Annotated in this window: 19 protein-coding genes and 1 pseudogene; 12 read left to right on the plus strand and 8 right to left on the minus strand. The window is 57.3% G+C overall.

Annotation, left to right across the window (positions count from 1 at the left end; translation table 11 throughout):
• Positions 1 to 26: 26 nt before the first annotated feature.
• Positions 27 to 1,385, minus strand: coding sequence for a DUF3131 domain-containing protein (locus ACR6A7_RS05195; RefSeq protein WP_434123767.1), 1,359 nt, complete (start codon positions 1,383 to 1,385; stop codon positions 27 to 29).
• Entirely contained in the window at positions 1,382 to 3,202 is a 1,821-nt protein-coding gene (locus ACR6A7_RS05200; protein WP_434123768.1) for a glycosyltransferase family 2 protein, read from the minus strand. The genes ACR6A7_RS05195 and ACR6A7_RS05200 overlap by 4 nt, the downstream gene beginning before the upstream one ends.
• A 322-nt stretch (positions 3,203 to 3,524) precedes the next feature.
• On the opposite strand from ACR6A7_RS05200, the gene opgC reads away from it, so the two are divergent.
• From opgC to ACR6A7_RS05235, 7 genes and pseudogenes are all read left to right on the plus strand, one after another.
• On the plus strand, positions 3,525 to 4,739 hold the full coding sequence (opgC, locus tag ACR6A7_RS05205; protein ID WP_434123769.1) for an OpgC domain-containing protein: 1,215 nt from the start codon (positions 3,525 to 3,527) through the stop codon (positions 4,737 to 4,739).
• Positions 4,740 to 4,753: 14 nt separating this feature from the next.
• Positions 4,754 to 5,671, plus strand: coding sequence for a hypothetical protein (locus tag ACR6A7_RS05210; RefSeq protein ID WP_434123770.1), 918 nt, complete (start codon positions 4,754 to 4,756; stop codon positions 5,669 to 5,671).
• Positions 5,672 to 5,679: 8 nt separating this feature from the next.
• On the plus strand, positions 5,680 to 6,915 hold the full coding sequence (locus tag ACR6A7_RS05215) for a PP2C family protein-serine/threonine phosphatase (protein WP_434123771.1): 1,236 nt from the start codon (positions 5,680 to 5,682) through the stop codon (positions 6,913 to 6,915).
• Entirely contained in the window at positions 6,905 to 7,249 is a 345-nt protein-coding gene (locus ACR6A7_RS05220; RefSeq protein WP_434123772.1) for an STAS domain-containing protein, read from the plus strand. The genes ACR6A7_RS05215 and ACR6A7_RS05220 overlap by 11 nt, the downstream gene beginning before the upstream one ends.
• 3 nt (positions 7,250 to 7,252) lie before the next feature.
• Complete coding sequence (locus tag ACR6A7_RS05225; RefSeq protein WP_434123773.1) at positions 7,253 to 7,690, plus strand: ATP-binding protein; 438 nt, start codon at positions 7,253 to 7,255, stop codon at positions 7,688 to 7,690.
• A 431-nt stretch (positions 7,691 to 8,121) separates the two neighbouring features.
• Positions 8,122 to 8,814, plus strand: a complete 693-nt coding sequence (locus tag ACR6A7_RS05230) for a hypothetical protein (protein ID WP_434123774.1) — start codon at positions 8,122 to 8,124, stop codon at positions 8,812 to 8,814.
• A gap of 245 nt (positions 8,815 to 9,059) precedes the next feature.
• Positions 9,060 to 9,206 (plus strand): annotated as a pseudogene (locus ACR6A7_RS05235) (type VI secretion system tube protein Hcp); the annotation flags it as partial.
• Positions 9,207 to 9,289: 83 nt separating this feature from the next.
• Here the strand turns inward: ACR6A7_RS05235 and ACR6A7_RS05240 are convergent.
• From ACR6A7_RS05240 to ascF, 3 genes are all read right to left on the minus strand, one after another.
• A complete protein-coding gene (locus ACR6A7_RS05240) occupies positions 9,290 to 10,465 on the minus strand; it encodes an alpha/beta hydrolase-fold protein (RefSeq protein ID WP_434123775.1) in 1,176 nt (391 codons plus the stop codon).
• Between the two features lie 96 nt (positions 10,466 to 10,561).
• Positions 10,562 to 11,992, minus strand: coding sequence for a 6-phospho-beta-glucosidase (locus ACR6A7_RS05245; RefSeq protein WP_434123777.1), 1,431 nt, complete (start codon positions 11,990 to 11,992; stop codon positions 10,562 to 10,564).
• An 8-nt stretch (positions 11,993 to 12,000) separates the two neighbouring features.
• Positions 12,001 to 13,455: a PTS cellobiose/arbutin/salicin transporter subunit IIBC gene (gene ascF, locus ACR6A7_RS05250; RefSeq protein ID WP_434123778.1), complete on the minus strand. Its 1,455-nt coding sequence runs from the start codon at positions 13,453 to 13,455 to the stop codon at positions 12,001 to 12,003.
• Between the two features lie 269 nt (positions 13,456 to 13,724).
• On the opposite strand from ascF, the gene ACR6A7_RS05255 reads away from it, so the two are divergent.
• Positions 13,725 to 14,741 carry a LacI family DNA-binding transcriptional regulator gene (locus tag ACR6A7_RS05255; RefSeq protein ID WP_434123779.1) on the plus strand — a complete coding sequence of 339 codons (1,017 nt, stop codon included), beginning with the start codon at positions 13,725 to 13,727 and terminating at the stop codon, positions 14,739 to 14,741.
• Here ACR6A7_RS05255 and lplA read toward each other — a convergent pair.
• The gene (lplA, locus tag ACR6A7_RS05260; RefSeq protein ID WP_434123780.1) at positions 14,738 to 15,754 is read right to left on the minus strand and encodes a lipoate--protein ligase; all 1,017 of its coding nucleotides are present in this window, start codon (positions 15,752 to 15,754) and stop codon (positions 14,738 to 14,740) included. The two genes, ACR6A7_RS05255 and lplA, sit on opposite strands and share 4 nt — an antisense overlap.
• Before the next feature lie 154 nt (positions 15,755 to 15,908).
• On the opposite strand from lplA, the gene eptA reads away from it, so the two are divergent.
• From eptA to ACR6A7_RS05280, 4 genes are all read left to right on the plus strand, one after another.
• Positions 15,909 to 17,549 carry a phosphoethanolamine transferase EptA gene (gene eptA, locus ACR6A7_RS05265; RefSeq protein ID WP_434123781.1) on the plus strand — a complete coding sequence of 547 codons (1,641 nt, stop codon included), beginning with the start codon at positions 15,909 to 15,911 and terminating at the stop codon, positions 17,547 to 17,549.
• 351 nt (positions 17,550 to 17,900) lie between these two features.
• Positions 17,901 to 18,389: a type VI secretion system tube protein TssD gene (gene tssD / locus ACR6A7_RS05270; RefSeq protein WP_434123819.1), complete on the plus strand. Its 489-nt coding sequence runs from the start codon at positions 17,901 to 17,903 to the stop codon at positions 18,387 to 18,389.
• Positions 18,389 to 18,751 carry a tlde1 domain-containing protein gene (locus ACR6A7_RS05275; protein ID WP_434123782.1) on the plus strand — a complete coding sequence of 121 codons (363 nt, stop codon included), beginning with the start codon at positions 18,389 to 18,391 and terminating at the stop codon, positions 18,749 to 18,751. Before tssD ends, ACR6A7_RS05275 begins: the two co-directional genes overlap by 1 nt.
• Complete coding sequence (locus tag ACR6A7_RS05280) at positions 18,748 to 19,329, plus strand: hypothetical protein (RefSeq protein ID WP_434123783.1); 582 nt, start codon at positions 18,748 to 18,750, stop codon at positions 19,327 to 19,329. Before ACR6A7_RS05275 ends, ACR6A7_RS05280 begins: the two co-directional genes overlap by 4 nt.
• 378 nt (positions 19,330 to 19,707) lie before the next feature.
• Here the strand turns inward: ACR6A7_RS05280 and ACR6A7_RS05285 are convergent, their stop codons facing one another.
• Together ACR6A7_RS05285 and ACR6A7_RS05290 are read right to left on the minus strand one after the other, a co-directional pair.
• The gene (locus tag ACR6A7_RS05285; RefSeq protein WP_434123784.1) at positions 19,708 to 20,808 is read right to left on the minus strand and encodes an NADH:flavin oxidoreductase/NADH oxidase; all 1,101 of its coding nucleotides are present in this window, start codon (positions 20,806 to 20,808) and stop codon (positions 19,708 to 19,710) included.
• A gap of 415 nt (positions 20,809 to 21,223) precedes the next feature.
• Positions 21,224 to 24,979, minus strand: a complete 3,756-nt coding sequence (locus tag ACR6A7_RS05290; protein WP_434123785.1) for an FAD-dependent oxidoreductase — start codon at positions 24,977 to 24,979, stop codon at positions 21,224 to 21,226.
• Between the last annotated feature and the right edge of the window lie 26 nt (positions 24,980 to 25,005).

Consider the following 25,005-nt stretch of genomic DNA (forward strand, 5'->3'; position numbering starts at 1 on the left):
GCCGGAACGGCGAAGCCATAAAGATCTCATTTCGTTGTTACTCCTTGTTGCTGCGGCTGCTTAGCGGGTAAAGGGGCGGCGAGACAGCCCAGGCAAAGAAGCTGGCCGTGGGCGATATAGGAGAGGCTCTCCAGCACCATCGCGTTGGTATCCGCATCGATCGCGGCATTGACCGAGCCGTCGGCGTTGAAGCCCGCTTTCCAGCCCTTGCCAGGTTCAATCATCGGCAGCATCCCTTTGCGCAGCGCCTCGCTCCAGCGGTTGCGGAACAGCGCATACCAGGCGAAGGCGGAACGGGTTGAGGTCAGGGCGCGGCTGGCGAGCGTTTCGCTGGCGCTGTCGTTGATGTTCTGAATGGGCAGCGGCTGACTGCCGGGCAGCGCGCCGACAAAGTCGGGCGCCTGCTCGGCGTAGTCGCTGTTGATCTCGCCCGCGTCAGACGGCGTGCCGGTGCGGTTCTGGACGATCTGCATAATGCGCCAGGTAATTTCGCCGCTGCGCGCGTCGAAACCCTGCTCCAGCCCGGTCAGCAGATAAGGCATGCTGATCAGGGACGGCTGCTTGCCCCAGGGCGTGCGTAGTCCCTCATCAGGCACCGCGTGCCCGTCGATCTCCACCAGCTTCAGCCCGTCCGGCGGCTGGCTGACCGCCAGACCGGCGGAGGCGTTAATCAGCCGCAGCACGCTGCCTGCATACAGGCGATAGCCGTAGCTGCCGCGCGGATCGTCGGTGCGGATGACCCAGCGGTTGACCGGCAAACTGGCGCCCTGTGGCCCGCTGCTTTTCAGCAGCCCCGCGAGCTGCCAGTGCGAAAGCAGCTGATTGACCGCCGCCGCATGCTGCGGATAGCGCCACAGCAGGATCTGCAGCGGCATCAGCAGGCGACCCATATCGATGGCCGAACCCGCATTTTCGTCCGCAGACGGCAGCGGTTCCAGGGTGTCGGCGTGGTAAAAGGCGGCGGGCAAACCGTCGGGCTTCAGCGGCAGCGCGTCTAACGCCGCCAGCGCCGAGCCGATGCGATCGTCGAACTCGGCGTCGGGAATGATGGCGAGCTGCCTGGCGGCGATAGCCGCGAGCAGATAGCTGCCGGTGCTCCACAGGCTGAGCCAGGGCTTATCCGCCTCGGCGCTCACCAGCCCGTTGGTCTGCGTGTTGTTAACAAAATATTGCCAGGCGATACGCGCCCACACCGCCTCGTCAAAGGTAAGTTCGCGCTGCTCAGGCAAGGGCGGGAACGACTTGCTCAGCACGATACCGTCCGTGGTTTCGACCCGCGTCGGCATCTGCCGCTCGACCCACATTACGATGGCGAAGCCGATTAAAAAGCCGATCAGAATCGTGAGATAGCTGCGCGCGCTGTAAATGCCCGATTTCAGGCTCATTCCGCTTCCGCCTCCTGCGTAGCCGGCGGCGTCCACATCGCCGCCATAATCATTGGCATCATGGCGGCGATATTGACCGCGCCCCAGAAGATATTAATCACGTAGCCCGACGGGTCGTCGACGTTGCCGCGCGCCACCTGAATGCCGCCCCAGATCAGGCCGAGCAGCGTCAGCGCCACAATCGCCAGCTGCGGCTTCACCAGATAGAGAAAGCGCCCCGACTGCCGCTCTTTGGGCGTCACGTGAAACTTCACCTTCTCGCCGCGCAGCACGGTACTCAGGGCGCGCAGGTTGACGGAGAAAAAGGCGAGATAGGATGAGCGACCGTCCCAGGCGGAGATGCCCCAGGTGCCGAACATAAACGCCAGTTCCGACACGATGAAAAAAGGCAGGAAGTGCAGGTAAAAGGGCGTCGAGTAGGCGGACACCGGCGGAATGCCGGTAAAGAGATAGATCAGCGGCGAGATCAGAAATACGGTGTTCCAGATGCAGGCGAGATAGGACCAGAAGGTGGTGCCGTACATCAGCGTCTGCCCGAGGCTGAGGGTAAAGCGGCGGCGGCTGAAAATCTTGTCGTGGAACAGAATATCCAGCGAACCCGCCGCATATTTAAAGCGCTGGATCATCCAGGTAAGCAGATCCTGCGGCGACAGCATTTTCGACTCGATGCCGGGATGCATCACCGAACGCCAGCGCCGCCCGCTGTCGCCGTGCAGCACGATAGAGGTGTAGATATCTTCCGAGACGTGAAATTTGTAGGGCGTCAGCTCGGTATCGGCGATCACGTGCGGGCGCATTGCCTGACTCAGCGTGGCGCGCATCTCTTCGTCGCGAATGTCGCGGGTGTGGCGCGCAATCTCCTCTTCGACGCTGAATACGTAGCTGCGCAAGGCCGCCTGCATCACCGCCTCGCGGCGATGAACCGACGCCGCGCCGCAGCAAAATGCGGCGTTCGCCCAGTTGCGGCGGCGCAGGATAACGTCATAGAACATGCGCGGATCGTTGAAAAAGGGATCGCTGCCGACCGTCAGTCGCCCGAAAATCCCCTCTGCGGCGCGGCCGAACAGGTAGCCCGGCAGGCCGGCACGGCGGCGCAGCCAGTCGGCGAAACGCTCGCCCTCCGGCAGATCGTAGAACCACTGCGGCGTCTGTACCCAGGCGACGTCGGGATCGCGAAAATAGCCCAGCGTATTGGCCAGCAGCGTGGGGAAGACGCGGGTATCCGCATCGCAAATCACCAGAAAGTCGCCGTCGGTCTGCTCCATGCCGTTGCGGATGTTGCCCGCCTTGAAGCCGATATTGTTTTCACGCGTGATGTAGTTCACCCCTTCCTCCTGGCACACCGCGCGCATTTCAGGCCGCCGACCGTCATCCAGCACGTGGATGGCGAGGTCGAGGGGCGTGGGATAGGTCAGCTTAAGCGCGTCCCGAATCGAAAGACGCACCAGCTCGGGATCCTCGGAGTAGGTGGCGATAAAGAGATCGACCTTCGGCGGACGCGCATCGGTGCGGTCCTGCTCCAGCAGGCACTGGTTAATCTCCTCGGGCGGCGGCGGACAGGCGGGATCCTTGACCTGCCAGATATTGATGGTGAACAGCAGCGTGCCGACCCAGGCGAGCGTCTCCGCCAGCGCCAGCGGAATGGCATACCAGAGCGCGTCCATGTTAAGCGACTCCATCCAGCGCCAGCGGATGTAGTTCGCCCCCAGAATCAGCCCGGCCACAGCCAGCACCTGCCAGATCCGCATGACCCACAGCGGCGTATGGAGCGGGGCGGGCGGACGTCGATGTTCAAAGCGTGAAAAGTAATAATCCATGGCGTCTCGTTTCAATGGCGGATGCGTTGTTGATTATCTTTTCACCTGGCGGTAACGGTTAATGCATTAGATTACTAAATAGTTATTATTAAGGTATTTTTATATTTAAAGCGGGGCAAGAATGTATAAAGGTTAACCAACTTATTGCCTGAATCTCCCTGACATTTTATATAGTATTAAATTACAGCCATTTACAAGGTAATTAAGAATTTTTTCATTTCAGCGTGACTTAAACAGCGACAGCGCTAAACTTCTTCTTACAGAGTAACGATCTAATTTATTTAACTAAGAAATATCATTCCATCATTCACGGTAATCATTTATGGCGGATGTGGCGGTTGAGCCTAAAACGGTAAGCGTTGACTGGCGCGCGTGGCGCTATGCGGTGCCCGGAAAGCGCGATCTGCGCGTCGATATGCTGCGCGGCATTGCGCTGGTGATGATGGTGGTGGCGCACACTGAGCTCCTGTCGCTGGTGAATATTTTTACCTGGGAGCGCTTCGGCCTGACCACCGGCGCCGAAGGTTTTGTCATTTTGTCGGGCTTTATGCTGGGCATGCTCAACCGCCAGCGGCTGCAAAAAGAGGTGCTGCTGACGGTAGGCTGGACGCTGTGGCGGCGCGCCGGAAAAATTTATCTGGTCAATCTGACCATCATCGGTCTGATGCTGCTGCTGTCGCATATTCCCTACGTCAATACCTTTGAAGTCACCCACTTTGTCGATCGCTACTCCGGCACCGTCTGGTCGCTGTTTCCTGCCACGCCGCAGATCAAGGAGACCTGGTTCAATATCATTCTCTACCTGCAAATTGGACCACATCAGACGCAGATCCTCGGCCTCTATATCTGCCTGCTGCTGGTCAGCCCGCTATTTCTGGCGCTGCTGAAGGGGCGTCGCCCAGGCTGGCTGCTGCTCGCGTCGCTGGCAGGCTACGTCAGCTATCATCTCTGGCCGACGCGACTGACGGTGGCGGAATTTGAATTCGCCTTCCCGCTGCTTGCCTGGCAGTTTATCTATGTGCTGGGCATGTGCTGCGGCTGGTATAAAGATGAACTGATATCGCTGGCCCGCACGCCGGGCGGCTATGTTGTGATGGGCATAATGGTGATCTATGCGCTGATCATGATGTTTGTCGCGCAGAACCATACCAATCCTTTTATGCCCTCATTCCTGCTGCTGCATGTGATTCCGCCCGCCGATTTCAACTGGTTTTACTACCACCTCGCCAGCAAAAACGCCCTGGGTCCCTGTCGCGTGCTGAACGACTTCAGCCTGATGCTGCTGGTTTATCTGGTGCTGACTTTCTGCTGGCGTCCCATCGAGCGCGCCGTCGGCTGGTTTCTTATCCCGCTCGGACAGCACTCGCTTTATACCTTTATCCTGCACGTTTTCGTGGTGATGGCGGTTAGCCAGTTCGTGGACTTCGACCTCTGGCACCAGGCGTGGATACGCAACACGCTGATTCATCTTGCCGCGCTTGGGGTGCTGTGGTGGATGGCGAAAAAAGAGATTGGCGGGCGTTTTATCCCTAATTAAGCGAGGAGTGCGGCATGGTTTTCCCGGGGCTTTCGGCCAGAGGAGCAGGATGGCTGACTATCGCGTTCGCCGCAGGCGCGGCAGCGCCTGCTTATGCCGTTGCGGCCGACAACGAAACGGTTTCGGCCCACGAAGAGCCGATTCAGGCAGGGGTATTTACCAGCCGCTGGGGCCGGCTCTTTTCCGGCAACAAAGATAAATTTTCCAGCGCGCTCAGCTTCTCAAGCGGGCTGAAAGAGCAGTGGATCACCATTCCTAACGGCGAGACATCGGCGCAGCAAAAAAAGAAAATCAATCAGCTGGTGAACCTCAGCCTGCAATATTCTCCCTACAGCTTCTGGTTCGCTAACGTCACGCTGCGCGCTCCCATTACCGATTTCGATAAATACACCACCGATTTTCGCTACAGCTTCGGCTATGACGACTGGCACCCCAATACCTTTAGCCTGGTCTACAGCAACTATGGCGATAACCACCTGTTTCCTTCCGGAAATTCGCGCTTTACCTATTTCGAACAGGGCGCCTTTACCTTCGCCTACAAATTTTCGCTGCCGAAGGCGCTGGAGAAGCATCTGCTGATCAACAAAGGGGACGCGCTTACCTGCCAGGTCGGCGTCAGCTGGGTGCCGCGCTACTATTCGCTGGCGGATAACGATCTGCGCGCCAATAAGCAGGTTGGCCTGGGCGGTTGCGGCTACACCTTTAAGCAGCACTTTTTTATCCGCGCCACCGCCTTCTGGTTTCCGCACGCTGAACAGCAGCAGCCGTGGAACGGCGACTACAGCTACAGCTTTGGCTACGCCGGCTATACGCCCGGCTCCTTTTCACTCCAGTACAGCAACTATAGCGGCACGCGCTTTCCCGGCCGCGGCAGCGCCAACGCGAAGTTTCGCGAGGGCACCATCTCGCTTATCTGGTTTCTTCCTTTCTGAGGTTTTTTATGGACGCGCTACCGCCTCAATCCGTGCTCATCGTCGACGACGCGCTGCTTTACCGGCGACTGCTGGCTGGCCTGCTGCGGCAGTGGGGCTATCAGGTTTTCGAAGCGGAGAACGGCGAACAGGCGCTGACGCTGCTGGCGCAGGAGACGGTCAGCCTGGTGATCAGCGACTGGGAAATGCCGGTGATGGATGGCCTGACGCTGTGTCGCGAAATCCGCCAGCAGCGACAGGATCGTTATATCTACATTATCGTGCTCACCGCGCGCGACAGCATAGAGGATCTGCGCGTCGGTTTCGCCGCGGGTGCGGACGACTTTTTACGCAAGCCGGTCAACCAGGTTGAGCTGCAGGCGCGCCTGCACGCAGGCGAGCGCATCCTGCAGCTGGAGGGAACGCTGGCCAGCAGAAACCGCCGACTCAGCGAGGCGCTGACGCAGATCCAGCAGGATTTGCAGGCGGCGGCCACGCTGCAGCACAGTATTCTGCCGCCGCACCACCTGCGCCAGGACGACTATTTTGCCGACTGGCTCTTTATGCCCTCAGCCTGGGTCTCCGGCGATCTCTTTCATCTCTTTCCTCTCGATGACAAAGCCGTTGGCTTTTACTGCGTCGACGTCGCCGGACACGGCGTAACGGCGGCGATGATGTCGGTGGCGGTGGCGCGCCAGTTTCTGCACGGCCGTACGGTCGACCCCTTTCTGTTCGACGGCGCGGCCGTGACGCCGCCGTCACAGGTGGTGCGCATTTTGAATGCGCGCTTCTGCGCTCAGCATCCCGAGGTCACCAGCTATTTCACGCTGGTGTATGGCGTAATCGATCGTCATAGCGGCGAAGGGCGGCTCTGCCAGGCGGGCCACCCTACGCCGTTTATCGTCGGCAACAGCGGCGCGGTGCGCGAAATCGGCGGGGGCGGCCCGCCGGTCGGGCTGCTTGAGCACCTCGACTGGGATGAGTATGCCTTTCACCTGGCGCCAGGCGAGCGACTCTGTCTCTACAGCGACGGCATCAGCGAGTGCGAAAACGCCGAGCAGCAGATGTTCGGCGCCGCGCGACTGGAGGCGCTGGTGGCTTCGCTGCATAGCTACTCCATTGAAGCACTGCTGGCGGCGGTAGAGCAGTCGCTGAATCAGTGGCGCGGCAAGGCGACAGACGAAGCTGCGTCAGCGGCGGATGATATTTCCCTGCTGGTAATTGAACGACAGCAGGGCTTAACGGGAGAAACCAATGAAATTTGAAACTGAAAAGATCGACAAGGCTTTACTCTTCACGCCGGTGGTGCGTCGCCTGGACGCCTCCGTCGCGCTGCGCTTTAAGGAGGCGGTAGCGGGGCTGATCCAGCAGGGCGAAACCGCGCTGATCCTCGACTTTTCGCGCGTGGATTTTATCGACAGCAGCTGTCTGGGCGCGCTGATCTCGCTGCTGAAATCGCTGAGCGGCAAGGGTCAGCTGGTGCTTTGCGCGCTCAACGCCAATATCAAAGCGATGTTTGCGCTGACGCGCATGGATCGGGTGTTTACCCTCTGTGCCGACCGCAGCGAGGCGCTTGCCGCGATCAATGAAGGAGGTTGACCTATGTCCGAACACGCCCAGGAAAAAGCGCTACGGCTGCCCGCCACCATTAACAGCCTGACCACGCTCGGCGTCGCGCTGCGTCAGTTTCTCTCTTCGCTGCCGGTGAGCGAGGCCTGGATCTATCCGCTTGACCTGGCCTTATGCGAGGCGGCGAGCAATATTATTCGTCACGGCTACCATGACGACGCCTCGGCGTGTTATCAGGTTTCTTTTAGCCACGACGGCCGCGCGGTCACGGTGAAACTTTGTGACAGCGGCGTGCCGGTGCCGGAGGAGAAGCGTCAGCCGCCAGTAATGGATCCCGACGCGCCGCTGACGCTGGAGAGCCTGAGCGAGGGCGGACGCGGCATGCAGCTTATTTTTTCAGGCGTGGACCAGGTCAGCTACCATCAGGGGAAAACGGAAAACCAGCTGACCCTGGTGAAAGCGCTGCCTTAAGCGTTCTGCGCTGGAAAGCGCCGACATTCTCGCTGCATCAGTTACTGCGCTGAAAGCGTTGATGCATCTAAAGCCAGCGCTGTTAGCCCTTAGAGTTATTATTGATAGCAGGCGGACCATACAGCATTTCCTGCTCGGATGTATTTAAAATTGCCAGATATTCCTTTGTTCCTGTTGCTTGATCTCGTTTTAATATGCTGCCCAAAAATAAAGCTCGTAAGAGGAACGATTATTGGAGTGAAAAAAAACCGATATTTCATAAACAAGTAGAGATCGTCTCTCTGCCTGTAATTAGCGCAAGATCAATTTCTTTGATACCATCCAATGTATAATCCTTGAATGTAATATTCTCCTTTAATCGATCTCGTTAATTAACCAGCATCCCTTTCGGTAAAAAAAAAGGATTTAATATCAATCAGCATGGAGTGCTTATGTACAGCAACAAGGAAGTCATTAGTTACCTTCAGGCAAATAGCATCCTCGCAGTAAAGCTTGACCATGCAGTTTCTGCTGTTGGTCAGCAAGTCAGAAATCAGATTGACACGTTAGGGAAAGGAGCAGTCCGCCTGCTGTTTTATACATCCTGCTTTACGGATGAATATAACGACGTTTGCCAGCAGCAAAAGAGGGAAGATATCCGTTTCAGGGATGCCGCTTATAAGGTAATACGCGAGGGCGATGTAGCCTTTGAGATGCTCCACATCTATTTCGAAGAAATTTTCAAACATAAAACCTATGAACAGTTAGAAAAGATCAGGCAGTTTCTGATGGCTATCAACATCCATATCGCCGCCAGTGCGCTTAGTAGCGCTGGATTTACGTTAGCAGTCGCTGGCAGCGTTCGTATCGGATTAAATCTCAGCCTCGAATTAAGCGCTCTTGCCGGCACATGGGCCTCCCGTGGCATTGCCGCTGTTGGAGTTTATGGCGTTATACAGAAAGCGGCAGACAGTGCTCGCCGTCTTCATATTCAGTTACCTGCCTGTTATTCTGCGCTTTATGCACAAGGGCTCGAAATGTTGTATTTTCTTATTGAGCCAGTATTCCAAAAAGCGGGCGCCATCGAAGCACAGTGGGCATCAGATAACGACATTGCGCGTATGATAAGCAAGATGATCCAGTAGCCATGATTAAGCATATCAAACGCTTTTTACGATGGCAGGGGCGATTTTTCTTTTCGGTTTATGGCCCAACCGTGTTAACTATCGTTTTTGCTTTGGTTCAAGCCCATTTCTTCCCTGGCAGCCCAGTCTCGCCAATTGGTGTTTTTTTTATAGTATTAATGTTTGTGTTTAACCGATATGTAAAATAGTAAAACATTAGTTAGTAAAAGAGTTTGAGCAAACGACACCGGTTCTGTATCGCGCCTACTACAGTTTCACCTTATCTGGCGCCTAATGGCTTGAACAGCCCCCACCTGGAAACGCTCGAACTGCGCCATGAGGCGATCACCCCGAAATATATTGAAGTGCATATTATCTATCGTGTTTCATGGAGCGACCGTTGTTGTGCCTGATAACAAAAGCGTCAAAGGAGGCGAATGCCCCCTTTAGCACTAATACTAAGAAGGAATTTTCAGCGTTTTGATGTAAAAACACCTTACTTATCTGGCTGAAACAGCTTCTGCACAAAATCAATATAGGCCGGGCGCCACACATCCATTTCATGCCCCAGTTTAGGGTAGCTGTGCCAGTCGCTGCGGATGCCGCGCTGATCGAGCTGCGCCTTCAACCCGGTCATATCGCGTCCGGTGATAATGTCCTCTTCGCCGCTCACCAGCGTTAGCAGCTTAAGCTGACGATTGATCGCCGCGGGCTTCTTCAACTGCGCCGCCACGCGAAAGTCAGGCACCGTTTCAGTGGTCACACCGCTGAAAATCCCCAGCCAGGCGAACCTGTCCAGGTGACGCATGCCGCTGACCAGCGCCTGATAGCCGCCCTGAGAAAGGCCCGCCAGCGCCTGGCTGCTGGCATCCTTGCGCACCGGATAGCGCGCGGCCACCAGCGGCATAATCTCCTCCATCAGCTCTTTGTCTGCCGCCTGCGCGTTACGCGGATAGAAAACTTCACGGCGGGTGGCGGGCGCGAAGCTCTCCGGTATTGCGCCCTCAGCGTCGGTTTCGGTGTCCGGCATCACCACCAGCATCGGCACGATTTTCCCCTCGGCGAGCAGATTGTCCATAATCTGCGGCACGCGTCCCTGCGTCAGCACCGACATGCCGGTGTCGCCAAAGCCGTGATAGTAGTAGAGCACCGGCAGCGGGGGTGAATCGGCACGCGTGCCTGGCGGCACCCAGACGGCGATGCGTCGCTCGCGCTTCAGCGACGGGGAATGCCACGTCAGGGTGTGGATCTCGCCGTGCGGCACCGCGCGCTCGTCCAGCAGGCTGCCCGGTACGAGGATAAGGCTGGTATTAACCTGCCGCTGCGGTTTCGCCAGCGCGCTGCCGGTGTCGACGCTGCGGAAACCGTCCACGTTAAAAAAGTATTCATATAAGCTGGGCTGCAGCGGTTCGCTGGTAAAAGACCAGATGCCCCGATCGTTTTTGGTCATGGGGTGCGAGACGTAACGATCGGGCGTCGGCCCGGTCACGACCTCGACCGCTTTGGCGGCGGGCGCCCATAACTGCCACGTTATCGTGTTGTTAGCGTTAACGTGGCTAATATACTCTTCCGGCGGAAGGGTGTCGGGCGGACGCTGGGGCAGTGGAATCGCCAGCGGCGAATGACTCCATGCCGCCAGCGTCAGACCAAGAAAAAGGCAGCGAAAATTCATCAGATATCCTTAACAGAATGCAGGTGCGTTAAGTGTGGCATAAGCTGAAAAAATTGAGCTACCGCGCATGCATTTTGCTGCCTGATTCTCGCGTTCCTAGCTGAGATCGCGGCCGTTGCTGGCGATCACTTTTTTATACCACCAGAACGATTTTTTCCGCGAGCGCGCCAGCGTGCCGCGTCCTAAATCATCCCGATCGACATAGACGAAGCCGTAGCGCTTGCTCATCTCGCCGGTGGAGGCGGCGACCAGGTCGATGCAGCCCCAGGTGGTATAGCCCATCACCGGCACGCCGTCGTCGATCGCCTGCGCCATCGCCCGGATATGCTCGCGCAGATAGCTGATGCGGTAGTCATCGTTGATGCTGCCGTCCGCCTCCACCGTATCCTGTGCGCCCAGGCCGTTTTCTACCAGAAACAGCGGCTTCTGATAGCGGTCATACATCATGTTCATGGTGATGCGCAGACCCAGCGGGTCGATGCCCCAGCCCCAGTCGCTGCGTTTGATATAGGGATTGGTCAGCGACTTCACCACGTTGGCGGCGCTGCTGTTCTGCTCGTTCATCTCCGCTGAGGCGCAGCGTGACGCGTAATAGCTGAACGACACAAAGTCGACGCTGTTTTTCAATATCTCCACGTCGTCGCTCGCCATCTCAATAGCAACGCCTTTCTCGCGGAACAGACGGGCGGCATAGGATGGATAAGCGCCTCTGGCCTGCACATCAATAAAGAAAAGATTCTCGCGATCCTTCTCCAGCGCCGCCCAGACATCTTCCGGCTTGCAGGACCAGGGATAAAAGTTGCCGCCCGCCAGCATACAGCCGACCTGGTTAGCCGGGTTGACCTCGTGGGCAATCCGGGTGGCCAGCGCGCTGGCTACCAGCTCGTGGTGGGCCGCCTGATACTTCACCTGGTCCGGATTCTCGTCCGTCTCGAACGCCAGACCCGCGCCCGAAAAAGGGCTGTGCAACAGGATGTTGATCTCATTGAAGGTGAGCCAGTATTTCACCAGCCCGTCAAACGCCTCAAAGCAGGTGCGCGCATAGCGGGCGAAGAAATCGATCATTTTGCGGTTGCGCCACGAGCCGTACTCTATGACCAGATACATCGGCACATCAAAATGACACAGCGTGACCAGCGGTTCGATACCATACTTCCGGCACTCTTCGAACAGGCTGCGGTAAAAGGCGATGCCTTCCGGGTTGGGCTCGCGCTCATCGCCGCGCGGGTAGAGGCGGCTCCAGGCGATTGAGGTGCGGAACACCGTGAAGCCCATCTCCGCCATCAGCGCAATATCCTCTTTATAGCGGTGGTAAAAATCGATCGCCTCATGGCTGGGATAGTACTCCTCTTCGCGCAGCGCAAAGCGCTTCTCTAATCCGAGCTTAACCGGCATGCGCGCGGCGCCGTGCGGGATCATATCCACCGTCGTCAGGCCTTTCCCGCCTTCACGATAGCCGCCTTCAGACTGATTTGCGGCGAGTGCGCCACCCCATAAAAAACCTGCTGGAAATGTCAGTTCCGACATAAATTACCTCAATGATGGACAGCTGCCTTAACGGGCTTAATCGCGTCGGAGGGCGTGGGCGAGGCGCTGGCCTCGGGCGCGCTTTCCGGGATATCGTCAAAGCCTAAAATCAACGTCAAAATAAAAGAGAGCACCACGGAGAGCACCATCACCGCCACCACCCAGACGATGCTCATCGGGTTGGCGGGATCGAAAAACTGCACGCTGGTAAAGAGACCCGGCGACGCCATCGAGTGGCTGGCGAGCCCGCCGACCCCGGCGACCGCGCCGCAGACAAAGCCGCTAATCAGGCAGGCGACCAGCGGACGCTTCAGGCGCACCGCTACGCCATAGAGCGCCGGTTCGGAGATGCCCGCCACAATGGCGGAGGCGGCGGCGGCGAGGGCGGTCTGGCGCAGCTCGCGGTTTTTGGTCTTAAAAGCGACCGCCAGCGAAGAGCCGCCCAGCGACAGGTTGGCGCCGATCTCCGACGGCATCACCATGCCCTCTTTGCCGGTTTCCGCGATGGTCTGAATAATGGTCGGGGTAAAGACGCGATGCATGCCGGTCATCACCAGCAGCGGCCAGAGCGCGCCCATAATCGCCACCGAGAGCCAGCCGAGATAGCCGTGTACGGTATAAACCAGCGCGGAAATGCCGCTGCCGATCCAGATGCCGAGCGGGCCAATCAGCAGAATGGCAATCGGCGCGGCGACCAGCACAATCAGCATCGGCTTCAGGAAGTTTTTCGTCACGGCTGGCGTAATGCGGTCGATGATACGTTCGATATGCGACAGGATCCAGGTCATCACCAGCGCCGGGATCACCGTGTAGGTATATTTCACCGGCGTCACCGGGATCGACGCAAAGTCAACCGCCTGGCCCTGCGCCGCTTTTGCCATCAAATCGATAAAGCCGGGGTGCAGCAGCACGCCTGCAATGGCGATCGCCAGCGACATATTGGTTTTGAACTTCAGCGAGGCTGAGGCGGCGACCATCACCGGCAGGAAGAAGAAGGCGCCGTCGCCAATTACCGTCAGGATAGTCAGCGTCGAGGAGCCTTTCGGCAGCACGCCGCTCATTTCGAGCACCATCGCCAGCAGCTTCACCATCGAGCCGCCGATAATGGCCGGGATCAGCGGCGACATGGTGCCCACCAGCGCATCGAGAATGCTGGCGCCGATGCTTCTCAGGGTGATCTTACGCTTCACCGGCGCGCCGCCTGAGGCGGCTGGCGTACCAAGTTCAAGGATCGCCTGATAGGCCTTGCCGACGTTGTTGCCGATAATGACCTGGCACTGGGTGTCGTTGTTGACCACGCCCATCACGCCCGGCAGCGCTTTGAGCGCGGCGCTGTCGATCAGGGCGCGATCTTTTACCACAAACCGCAAACGGGTCATGCAGTGGGTGACCGCCTCAATATTCTGCATGCCGCCCAGCGACTGTACGATGGCGCGAGAGACTTCTGCATAAGGATTAGGCATAGTTTTGCGTCTCTGTTGTTATGAGTAGGGTGTTTTTTTCCGGCGGCCTGCTGTTGTAGGGACAGAGTGCGCGCTGATTCGCCCAGCGTTAAGATGCACCATAGGAAACCGGTTTCACAAAATCATGAACAGTTGCAAAATCGATAACAAGAGAGCAGAAGCGGTTATTTTTCAAACTGTGATTAACATCACTTACTGGCTTGCTGCTTGTCGAGCGGCGTCTGAGGTTAAGTAGACTGCTCAGCTGACTGAGGGAGAAGGGAAAAATTATGGCCACCATACTTGAGGTCGCGAAACGGGCAGGGGTATCAAAAGCCACGGTGTCCAGGGTGCTGTCGGGCAATGGCTATGTCAGTCAGGAGACGCGGGAAAAGGTGATGCAGGCGGTGGCCGAAACGGAGTTTCGCCCTAACTTGCTGGCGCGCAATCTGTCGGTAAAATCGACCCAGACCATCGGGCTGGTGGTAACCAACACCCTCTACAGCGGCAACTACTTTTCCGAGCTGATGTCGCATTCGGCGCGCATGCTGGAACAGCAGGGCCGCCAGCTTATTCTGGCGGACGGCAAGCACAGCGCGGCGCAGGAGCGGGCGGCGATCGACTTTCTGCTCGATCTGCGCTGCGACGGCATCATCATCTATCCGCGCTTTCTTACCATCGACGAAATGGACGAGATCGTCGCGCAGCACAAACAGCCGGTGCTGGTGGTAAACCGACGCCTGCGTCAGCACCACAGCTTCTGCATTTACGCCGATCAGAAGCGGATCGGCGCGATGGCGGTTCAGTCGCTTATCGATCTCGGCCATCGCGATATCGCCTTTATCACCGGCTCGCTCGATTCGCCGACCGGCCTGGAGCGCCTGGCCGGCTATAAGGCGGCGCTGGAGGAGAGCGCCATCCCGCTGCGCGAGGCGCTTATCGCGCAGGGGAACTGGCATGCGGAGAGCGGCGCGATGGCCACGTCTGCGCTGCTCGCCAGCGGCTGCGCCTTTAGCGCGCTGGTAGCCAGCAACGACGAGATGGCGATCGGCGCCATTCGCGCGCTAACCACGGCGCAGATCGCGGTGCCGACGCAGGTGTCGGTGCTGGGCTTTGACGATATTCCGCTCGCGCCCTTTACCGTGCCCGCGCTGTCCAGCGTCAAAATCCCTGTAACGGAAATGATTCAGGAGGCGATTGCGCGCCTGCTGGCGATGCTCGACGGAGGATGCTGGCAGGACGCCGAGGCGTTCGCTGCCAGCCTGTCGCTGCGGGAGTCGGTAGGGGCCGGCCCGTTTGCGCGCTAGCTGACGCTGGCGGTAAGCCAGCTTTTCAGCTGCGCCAGCTCCTCATGCTGTGCCGGGTACGCCGTTTGCAACCGCGCGACCGCAGCGGCCAGCGCATCGGGACGATAGGCGACGCCCTGTAGCTGCGCCGCCAGCGCCTCCAGCGGCGCAGGATTCAGACTATCGCTAAAAATCTGACAGCGGCTAATTACGCCGCGTTCGACGTCAAAATGGATCTCCACGCCGCCCCAGGCAAAGCGGGTATCAAGCAGGTGAGAGAAGTCGGGCGAGTGGCCGAAGTTCCACTCCCAGCTGCTCTGGCGCGCAAACTGTTTGGCAAAACCAGGCAGGTCGGGCAGCGCCTGCGGCGAAATACGCTCTGGCTGGCAGCGCGCACCGTAGTAGTCGAAAAAGGATTCGGTGACGGCGTCACAAATGGTGGCGTAGGTTATCGCTGGCGCGATCTCCGCCAGATTCGCCACGCGCGAACGCACCGACGTAATGCCTTTGGTTTGCAGCTTTTTGATGTCCGGGTTGAGATAATCCGCCAGCCGCGACAGATCGGAATTGATTAAAAAAGTGCCATGGTGGAAGCCGCGATCGGGGGTTTCATGGTAGGCGGAGCCGGAGATTTTACGCACCTCCTCACCGCGCCTGACCACGATATCGTTACGCCCCGACGCTTCGGCCGCGATCCCCAGCCTGCTCAGCGCATGCAAGATGATGCCGGTCGAGACGCTCTTGTCATATTCCGGCTTGCCCGCCATAAAGGTAAAGCAGCAGTTGCCCAGGTCATGAAACACCGCGCCGCCGCCGCTGCTGCGTCGCGCCAGCTTAATGCCGTCCTGCGCCATGCGCCGCGTGTTGCACTCTTTCCAGGGGTTTTGCGCCCGGCCAATCACCACGGTTTCGGCGTTGCGCCAGAGAAACAGCACCTTCTGGGTGGCGGGCATCTGCCGGTAAATACACTCCTCGACGGCGAGGTTAAACCAGGGATCGCTGGATTCCGAAAGCAGCAGGCGCAGCGTGGTCATCTCTTCTCCTTTAATAGTCAGCAAGGCGGGGAAGAAGTTTAACGCGCTTTGCCGCTGTCAGCATGATGGCGCGTGCTCTGATTAAAGCGGCTTAAGGTTTCCCTAAAGTTAATGCGGCATGCTGCTCACTCCTGTTAACAGATGGACTGCATGCATGTTTTTCCCGCTCAATAAAAGACCGACGCTAAATCGGCTCTCTTTTCTGCTGCTGTTTTCGACTTATATCGCGGTGTTTCTTAACCTGGCCTTTTATCACCAGGTGATCGCCGCCATGCCGCTGGATAGCGTGCGCAACTGGCTGGTATTTCTTTCGATGCCGCTGGTGGCGGTGTCGGTAATTAATATTGTCGTGACCATTGCCTCTTTTATCTGGCTCGATCGCGTGGTAATCGCGCTGTTTATTCTGGTCTCCGCCGCCGCGCAATATTTCATCTGGAATTATGGGGTGATTATTGATCGGTCGATGCTGGTGAATATCCTTGATACCACGCCGTCAGAGAGTCTGGCGCTGATGACGCCGCAGCTGGTCGCGACGCTGCTGCTTTCCGGCGTGGTGATGGCGCTCCTGGCGTTCTGGGTGCGCGTTCGCCCCACCAGGCCCTTCTGGAAAAGCGCCGTTTACCGCATTATCAGCGTGGCGGCGTCGGTGATCTGCATCCTGCTGGTGGCGTCGCTGTTTTACAAAGATTACGCCTCGCTGTTTCGCAATCAGAAAGAGCTGGTGAAGTCGCTCAGCCCCTCAAACTCCATTGCCGCCACCCTCTCCTGGTATAAACACAACCGGGATCTTAATCTGCCGCTGGTGAAAATCGGCGAAGACGCGCATCTGCAGCCAGCGATGCAAACGGGCAAAAAGAATCTGACTATTTTGATCGTCGGCGAAACGTCGCGCGCTGCGGATTTCTCCCTCTCCGGCTACGACCGTGAAACCAATCCGCTGCTGAAAAAAGATGACGTCACCTATTTCCCGCATACCACTTCCTGCGGCACGGCGACGGCGGTGTCGGTTCCCTGCATGTTTTCCGGCATGCCGCGCGCCCACTATGACGATGCGCTCGCCGGACATCAGGAAGGGCTGCTGGATGTGATCCAGCGCGCCGGCATTAAGGTGCTATGGAATGATAACGACGGCGGCTGCAAAGGCGCCTGCGATCGTGTGCCGCATCAGGATGTTTCCAGCCTGAACCTGGCAGGGATGTGTATTAAGGGGGAATGCTACGACGAAGTGCTGTTCCACGGGCTCGAGGCCTATATTGAGCAGCTCCAGGGCAACGGCGTGATCGTGCTGCATACCATCGGCAGCCACGGCCCGACTTATTACAATCGCTATCCGCCGCAGTTCCGCCGCTTTACGCCGACCTGCGATACCAATCAGATTCAGGACTGTTCGCAGCAGCAGCTGGTGAATACCTATGATAACACCCTGCTGTACGTCGACTTTATCGTCGATAAGGCGATCAAGCTGCTGCAGGCGCATCAGGACAGATTTACCACCAGCCTGGTCTATCTCTCCGACCATGGTGAATCGCTGGGCGAGAACGGCACCTATCTACACGGTATGCCCTATGCCATCGCGCCAGAGGTGCAGAAACATGTGCCGATGCTCATCTGGCTCTCGCCGGATTACCAGCAGCGCTATGGCGTGAACAAGGGCTGTCTTGACAAGCTCGCGGCACAGGATAACTTCTCGCAGGATAACCTTTTCTCAACCATGCTGGGGCTGACCGGCACGGCGACAAAGGTCTATAAAGCGGATGACGATATTCTGACTTCCTGTCGGAAAAGCTCATCGTAAAAGCCCTGCCAGTGAACCGCACCCCAAAAGTCGGGCACCCGACTGATTAAGGTGCGGTTCAGTGAGCAGTATTGAGTTTTCCTTCGAATTACGGCTCGCCGTTGTCACGCATTCTCCGGGCTGCAGGCGTGGTGCAGAGCATGTCGAGAAAGGGCAACGGCCTCAGCCCGGTTGAATTCCGCTTACTTCAACAGGTAGCGGCCTGAGCGCAGAGGGGACGAGGTGAAGTCTGCCGGTGGCTGAGAAAAGGTACATTTTCTTGATTTAAAGCAATAAACCATCAGGCAACACTTCATCATGAAGGCTGGACAAAAGATAATCGCCTACTCAATTAATAAAGGGATTTATTCAATGGCTATTCCGGTTTACTTATGGCTCGAAGATGATGGTGGATCGCCAATAAAGGGCAGTGTCGATATCCATGGTCGAGAAGGAAGCATAGAAGTTAGTGAATTCATGCACTCTGTAGAACAGTCTACGGATTTTCTGACTGGGAAAGCGACCCTAACCTGTCTGCATAGCTCATATGCTTTCATGAAAGGCATCGATAACTCATCGTCTTATCTGTACAAAGCATTGTCCACAGGCCAGACGCTAAAAAAGGCTGTCTTTAAATTTTATCGCATCAACCATAACGGATTCGAGGAAGAGTATTTCAGGACGACTCTGGAGAACGTGAAAGCAATAGAAATAGAACCGTTCATGATGGATATAAAAAGTCACCAATGGGAAAGGCATGATCATCTTGAATACGTTGATTTAGCTTACGAGAAGATCACATGGCATTACCTTGATGGCAATATCATTCATTCTGACTCATGGAAAGGACGGGCTGCGTAATGGCGTGGGTATATGATGTAAAAACACACACCTTCACCCGTAACGGTGAAACGTACACCGCAGACTATGCCGGAGCGACTGGATATAAAAACGACAGTTCTCAGGAATGTATGAGCGGGAAAGGCCCCCTTCCCAGAGGGACTTATACCATTGGCCATCCTCACCATTCTCCTCACACGGGGAAATACACACTTAACCTTATCCCTAACCTGAGCAATGCAATGTGTGGACGCTCAGCCTTTCGCATACATGGCGCAAGCAAAAAGCATCCGCTGGACTCATCCGAAGGATGTATTATCGCACCCATCAGCGTGAGAAAAAGCATTTGGGCGAGTGGTGACAGGGAGTTAAGGGTGAAATGAAATATATTGCTGTTGCCCTTGCTGTAATGGCTTCTCCTGCCGCCATGGCTATGCAAATGCAGGGGTTTGGTGCTAACTTCTATCAGGACGATGCGTCCGTTCCTGAATACGATACTAACAAGGATTTATCGCCTCACGTTATTATTGGCGACAACATGTTTGTTATGGAATACAGCACGCTTACAGACATAGCGAAAGTTACTGACCTGACCGTTAATAAAGGAGATCAAGCCTCATGGCTTTGCCTCAGCTCAAAAGGCGTAAGCTATTGGTTTATCTCTGACAATGAGATGGGGCTAGGCGATTTAACATCTATTGCAATAGCAAGAGATGAGAGGGCAAAAGGATGTTATTCTTATTCGGGTGATTTAAGCGTAACCATCAAGGGGGTGCCTTTGTTGAATATGACATTGAAAAACATCCGGCCAAGGTTCTCTAACACTTCAGATACAAATATAATTAGATATTGCAATAACACCAGGACTTATGGTGATTTTACTCAGGTAAACTGCCTGCAATACAATTTTAAAGACAAGAATGTAGAGGGTGTGATAATTAGCCAAATTACGTCCAGCTGAATAAGCCAAAGCATCCAGAGAAGGGCTGGTGAAGCACTGGACGCAACGCGTGTTTAAGGCATCTTTTGCCAGCGAAGCGTTCTTCCATTATTCCATCCTGCGGCTGAAACGCGAGCATGAAATAAAAGTGGCAGCGCGCTGTTATTCAGGTCCTGAACCAGATAGCTAAATAGCCAATTACGCTTGCAGAGGCGATCAGCAGCGCCAGATATTCTTCACGCTTAAAAAACAGGGCAGATTTCATTTGTACTCTCCTCAGTCACTGAGCAGAGTTTGACATTTTACAGCTTAGAGAAACCTTAAGATGGAAAAGCGCTGCCGCCGCGCGTCACAGAAACGGCGTGAAACCGGCCCTGAAGGCAGAGCCGGCAGGGCGCATTAGCGGTTAGCTTTTAATGTCCCTTTTACTTCATGCGGTTCAGAACGCAGATACTGCGGCGGTGCGCTTGCCTGCGCGCCTAGCTCGGCGGCAGCATGCCACGGCCAGCGCGGATCGTAGAGCATGCCGCGCGCCAGCGCCACCAGATCGGCGCTGCCTTCCTGCAGCACCGCTTCGGCGTGCTTCGGCTCGGTAATCAGGCCGACGGCGATAACCGGAATGTTCACCTCTTTGCGAATATCACGCGCATACGGCAGCTGGTAGCCCGGTCCTACCGTAATCGACTGCTGAGGCGCCAGGCCGCCGCTCGATACGTGAACATAATCGCCGCCTGCGGCCTCAAATTGTTTACTGAATGCAATGGACTGTGCATTATCCCAGCCGCCCTCAACCCAGTCGGTTGCGGAGATACGCACCCCGATGGCGATATCATCAGAGACCGCCTCGCGCACCGCGCGGAAAATTTCCAGCGGGAAGCGCATGCGATTTTCCAGCGAGCCGCCATATTCATCTTCACGGTGGTTGCTGAGCGGCGACAGAAACTGATGCAGCAGATAGCCATGCGCAGCGTGCAGCTCAATGAGCTGTATGCCAAGTTTCTCCGCGCGCTTTGCGGTGTCGACAAACTTCTCTTTAATACGCGCGAGATCGTCACGGCTCAGTGCCAGCGGCGGACGATCCTCTTCATTGAAGCCTTCTGCAGAAGGCGCGACCGTTTCCCAGCCGCCTTCTTCCAGCCTTAACTGATGACCGCCTTCCCAGGGCGCGGCGCAGGAGGCTTTGCGGCCCGCATGGCCCAGCTGGATGCCGACCGGGATCGGTGAATAAGCGCGAATATCTTCCAGCACCGTGCGTAAGGCCGCTTCGGTATCGTCATCCCACAGGCCAAGGTCGCCCGGAGTAATGCGGCCAACGGGTTCAACCGCGGTGGCTTCGATAATCAGCAGGCCCGCGCCGGAAAGCGCCAGCTGACCAAGATGGATGCGGTGCCATGCGGTGGCTTTGCCTTCGCTCGCGGAGTATTGACACATCGGCGCAATAACAATGCGGTTTTCCAGTGCCAGCTTGCCAATATGCGTTGCGCTAAAGAGTTGACTCATGAATACCTCATTTCCTTGTAATAGCTGCCTCGAAACAGAAAGTGTAATCGACTGCTGACAGATCATTGGATTAATGCAAAAAAATAGCATAAGGCCAGCAGGCAGGGTTTACCGTTATGGCGGCGTGGCGAGGCGGCTGGTTCTGCTTTCGCCAGATGGCGAGTAGATGACCGCACGGCGTATAAAAGTTGAACACGCCGCAAAGCGATCGCGCTACGTGAATTCTGGCGAAAACGCAGGGGGTGAGTGCAGCAGAATTCACGTAGCGATGCCATTTTACCGTATATAAAACAGCCATTCGGCTGCTTCTGGCTTTATATAATGCCCATTATATAAAGTCATGGATCCAGAGGATCCTTTTACCACCAGATGCAACGGGGGACACCAGACGCTATGCGTCCGGCATCCGCTTGGGTTACGCCGTTGTCTTACGGTTAGTCAGCAGCGCTTTCACCGTTTCGGCTGCGCGCTTGCCCGCCAGGAAAGCGTGATCCGAATTGTAGTACTCCCATTCGCTGTAACGTCCGGAAAGATGAATGCCCTGTGCCGCCAGCCAGTTGCGGATCAGCGCCACGTTGGCTTTGCGCTGATGATCGTAAACCACATAGGCATAAGGCATATCCACCTCATGAGCGGTGACGATAACGTCATCTGCGCGAATAATGCCGACGCGAATGCAGTCATCGATGCAGCGCTGGATCAGCGTCTCCCCTTGATACGGCAGCGGCTGATCGGCGCGATAGGTGATTTCGCAGGTCAAACCAAAACCGCCGGGGGGGTTGCATTCCGGGCTGGCGTTGCCCTGGAGGAAAATGCGGTGAAACAGGGTATCGCCTGGATAGTAGATCCAGTGTTTGTCGCTGAGGTTGGCTCGGCCAATGCCGAGGTTAACGCAGCGTACCGACACGTGACGCAGCAGCGAGGCGGCTTGCTGTACCGCCTGCGGCGCGCGGTTGCCCATCAGGCGCACCAGCTCGGGCAGCGGCAGAGTGCTAATCATCTGATCGTAGTGGTAGTGACGCCCATCCTTAAGAGTGACGCTGCGGCTTTGCGGCTGGATGTCGGCGATCTCCGCCTCGGTCTCCAGCACGCAATTAAGGTGGGGCAGGAAGCCATTCATCAGCGCCTGAAAGCCGCCGCGCTTAGGGTAGCCGAAGCGGGCGTTAGGGCCGACAGGCTTATCCAGCGGTGCCAGCGCGCCCGAGATGATCTGCTGAAGATCGGGCAGCGGAACGCGCCCGCCGAGCCAGGAGGTTTCCATATCGGCAAGCGGGGTTTTCCACAGTTTGCGGTTGTAGGGAACGGCAAAATGATGCGCGATACCGCGACCCCAGGTACGGAAGATAAAGTTTTCGAAGTCTTCTCCTGCTTCGTCCGCGCCCGCAGGCTCCGTCGCCTCGGCGCCCAGCACGCCGTCGGCGCAGCAGTCGCGGCAGTCGGTATTGGCCGCCGGTCGTACCGCGTTAAGCGGTGCCGCCTCCTGCGCACCCGTGACACCGTAACGCGCTTCTATCGCGCCCAGCACGCACTCGCCAATCACCTCTGCCGGCAGCCCGTGCAGCGCCGACTGGAAAGGATAGCGGGTAAAGACGTCATGGCTGTAAACCCAGGCTTCGCGGTTTTGCCAGTGCAGGTTATCGCCCAGCAGTTTGTCGTAAAGCTGAAGCACATAGGGATCGTTGGAGAACATAATGTGACCCGCATAATCGAAGGTAAATCCCTTATCTGCGATAGAGCGGCACCAGCCGCCAGGCGTCTCGTTTTTCTCCAGCACCACCGCGCCTTCGCCGTAGTGGTAGCCCGCGCTCAGGCCGGTCGGCCCGGCGCCAAGGATCAGACACTCCACCGGACGCAGAGTGACCGCGCGCACGCCGTCGGTAGTTTCCGGCACTTTCGCCGCAGCAACCGGCTGCACGACGCTATCGCGCAGCCTGACGATCTGCGCCTGCATCTGCTCAGCGGTGCGATCCCACCAGGTTTCGGCAATGATCGCCGCCATCTGCGCCGCCTGCTGACGCCGCGCCTCATCGCTCAGTGCCAGTGCGGCCTCGCAGGCGAGAATAAAGGCCTGCGGCGTATCGGCAATGCTCACCACATCGCTATAGTGGCGTACCACGTCCCGTACGGCGGTGCTGACGACTGGCAGCTGTGCCGCCATATACTCCAGCACTTTGGTCGGGCTGATAAAGCGCGTTGAGGCGTTCAGCGCAAACGGCATCAGGCAGACGTCCCATCCGGCCAGGAAATGCGGTAGCGCTTCATAGGGCTGCTGGCCGAACCAGTGCAGGTTGGGCCGCTGCGGCAGGCTGAGCGGATCGATCTTCACGACGGGACCGACCATGGCGATTTGCCAGTCGGGATGCGCATCGGCGAGGGCGGCGATCAGCCCAATATCCATACGCTCGTCAATCACGCCGTAGTAGCCCAGTATCGGGCCGGGCAGATTTTCCTGCAGCGGGTGGCCGTTGCTGCGATCGAGCGCCTGCTCGAAATGCGCGGCGTCAACGCTGCTGGCAAAACAGTGCACGTTCTGATGGCGAGGCTTTTTCGCTTCATACAGGCTGGTGCCGCCGGTAAAGACCACGTCGGCGCGGCTTAACAGAGCGGACTCGCGCTGCTGCAGCTGGCGCGGCGCCATATTAAAGGCGGAAAGCTCATCCATGCAGTCATAAATAATGGCGCTGGGGTTGAAGCAGGTAAGCAGCGGCAGCGCCATCGGCGTATAGAACCACACCAGCGGCTGCTCGTCGCTCTCCAGCAGCGCCGCGAGCAGGGGTTGCAGCACGGCGATCTGGCTGTCATGGAAGCCCGGCGCATCGACGTCGGTGTGCGGTTCGATGACGGTAACGTTGGGCGCAGGCGACTGCTGTCGCAGCCCCGCCTCGCCGGGCTGATAAACCGGCTCCTCGATGAACAGCACGCGATGGTGCTGAGCAAGACGCGACAGTAAATGTTGCGGACGTTGAAAGACGAAACCCCAGCGAAGATGACTAAAAACCACCAAAACGGACTGTTTCATAGAGGACTCCTGTGGCTCGCCGGCCGGCGATAACAGCGCGTGAAACCGGTGCAGCGAACGTTGTGATTGCCGCAAGGCTGCGGCGGTAGGCTGGTGCAGCTGACGCGTAAAATCAGGGGCGACATCCCAGAGGCCGCTGCGCGGCCAGTGGTGAGGGTCTTCCCAGAGAGGGCTTTCAATAATGGGGTAAATACAGATGCCCAGGATGTCGCAGCCGCCTAGCTGCGCCTGCGCTATCTGCGCGGTGATATAGGTCATCCAGGCGGGACGCCCGCTGCCGACATGGCTGGTTTCCGCCAGCAATATCGGACGCTGATAGCGCTGCGCTAACGTCAGCAGCAGCTTGTGCAGCGGCTTTCTGCGTTGATCCCCCAGATGCCACGCCAGCCGCTGGTTGGAGTTAGCCTCCCACTGATTGGCGTGATAGTAGTTGGCACCGATGATATCGAGATAGCGCGCCGCGCCGCCCAGTTCCGGCTCGCGCGCGCCGGCCAGCATATCCCAGGCCTGATACTGCGCGGCGTTCAACCCGGCGGTGAGCTGATAGCAGGCTTCGCTCTCTTCATCAGGAACCAGATGAATAAGGGGATCGCAATGAAGAAAGCGCGCCCGGGGATCGGCCAGCCAGATGGCGTCGCAGCCCGCCAGGGTCGCGCGCACCAGCTGGCGCTTGATCTCGTCAGGATCCGCCTCGCGGTGGTTGCCAAACAGCCCGACCGACAGGCCCCAGCTAAAAAAGGAGATCTCATTCATCGGCGAATAGACTGGTGCCTGGCGATACCAGGGCGCCAGGAAAGCAGCGACGCGCTGGCAAAAAGCGGCGAAGCGCGGAACAAAGTCGTCTGAAAAAAGATCGACATCTTCAGGCCAGCCGTAGTGGCAGAAGGTCCAGTTAATCTGAATGCCCAGCGCCTGCGCCGCCTGCATTTTGCCCCGCAGCGTGGCGAACGTTTTTTCCGGATCGTCTTCCGCCTGACGCCAGCCGATGCTCTCGCGCACGGTGCGGATGCCAAATTGCTGCAGAGCGAGATAGTCGCTGCGAAACTGAGTCTGATGGTCGGTCACGGCATCCATCACCAGGCGCTGGCCTGCCGTGTTGATATGATCCGCACCTTCATACCCGGCCTGCCAGAAGCTAGAAAAAGGCAACATCGTCTCCTCCTGTAACAATCAGGATT

Source organism: Pantoea phyllosphaerae, from assembly GCF_051025595.1.
In the GTDB taxonomy this organism is placed as follows: Bacteria; Pseudomonadota; Gammaproteobacteria; order Enterobacterales; family Enterobacteriaceae; genus Pantoea.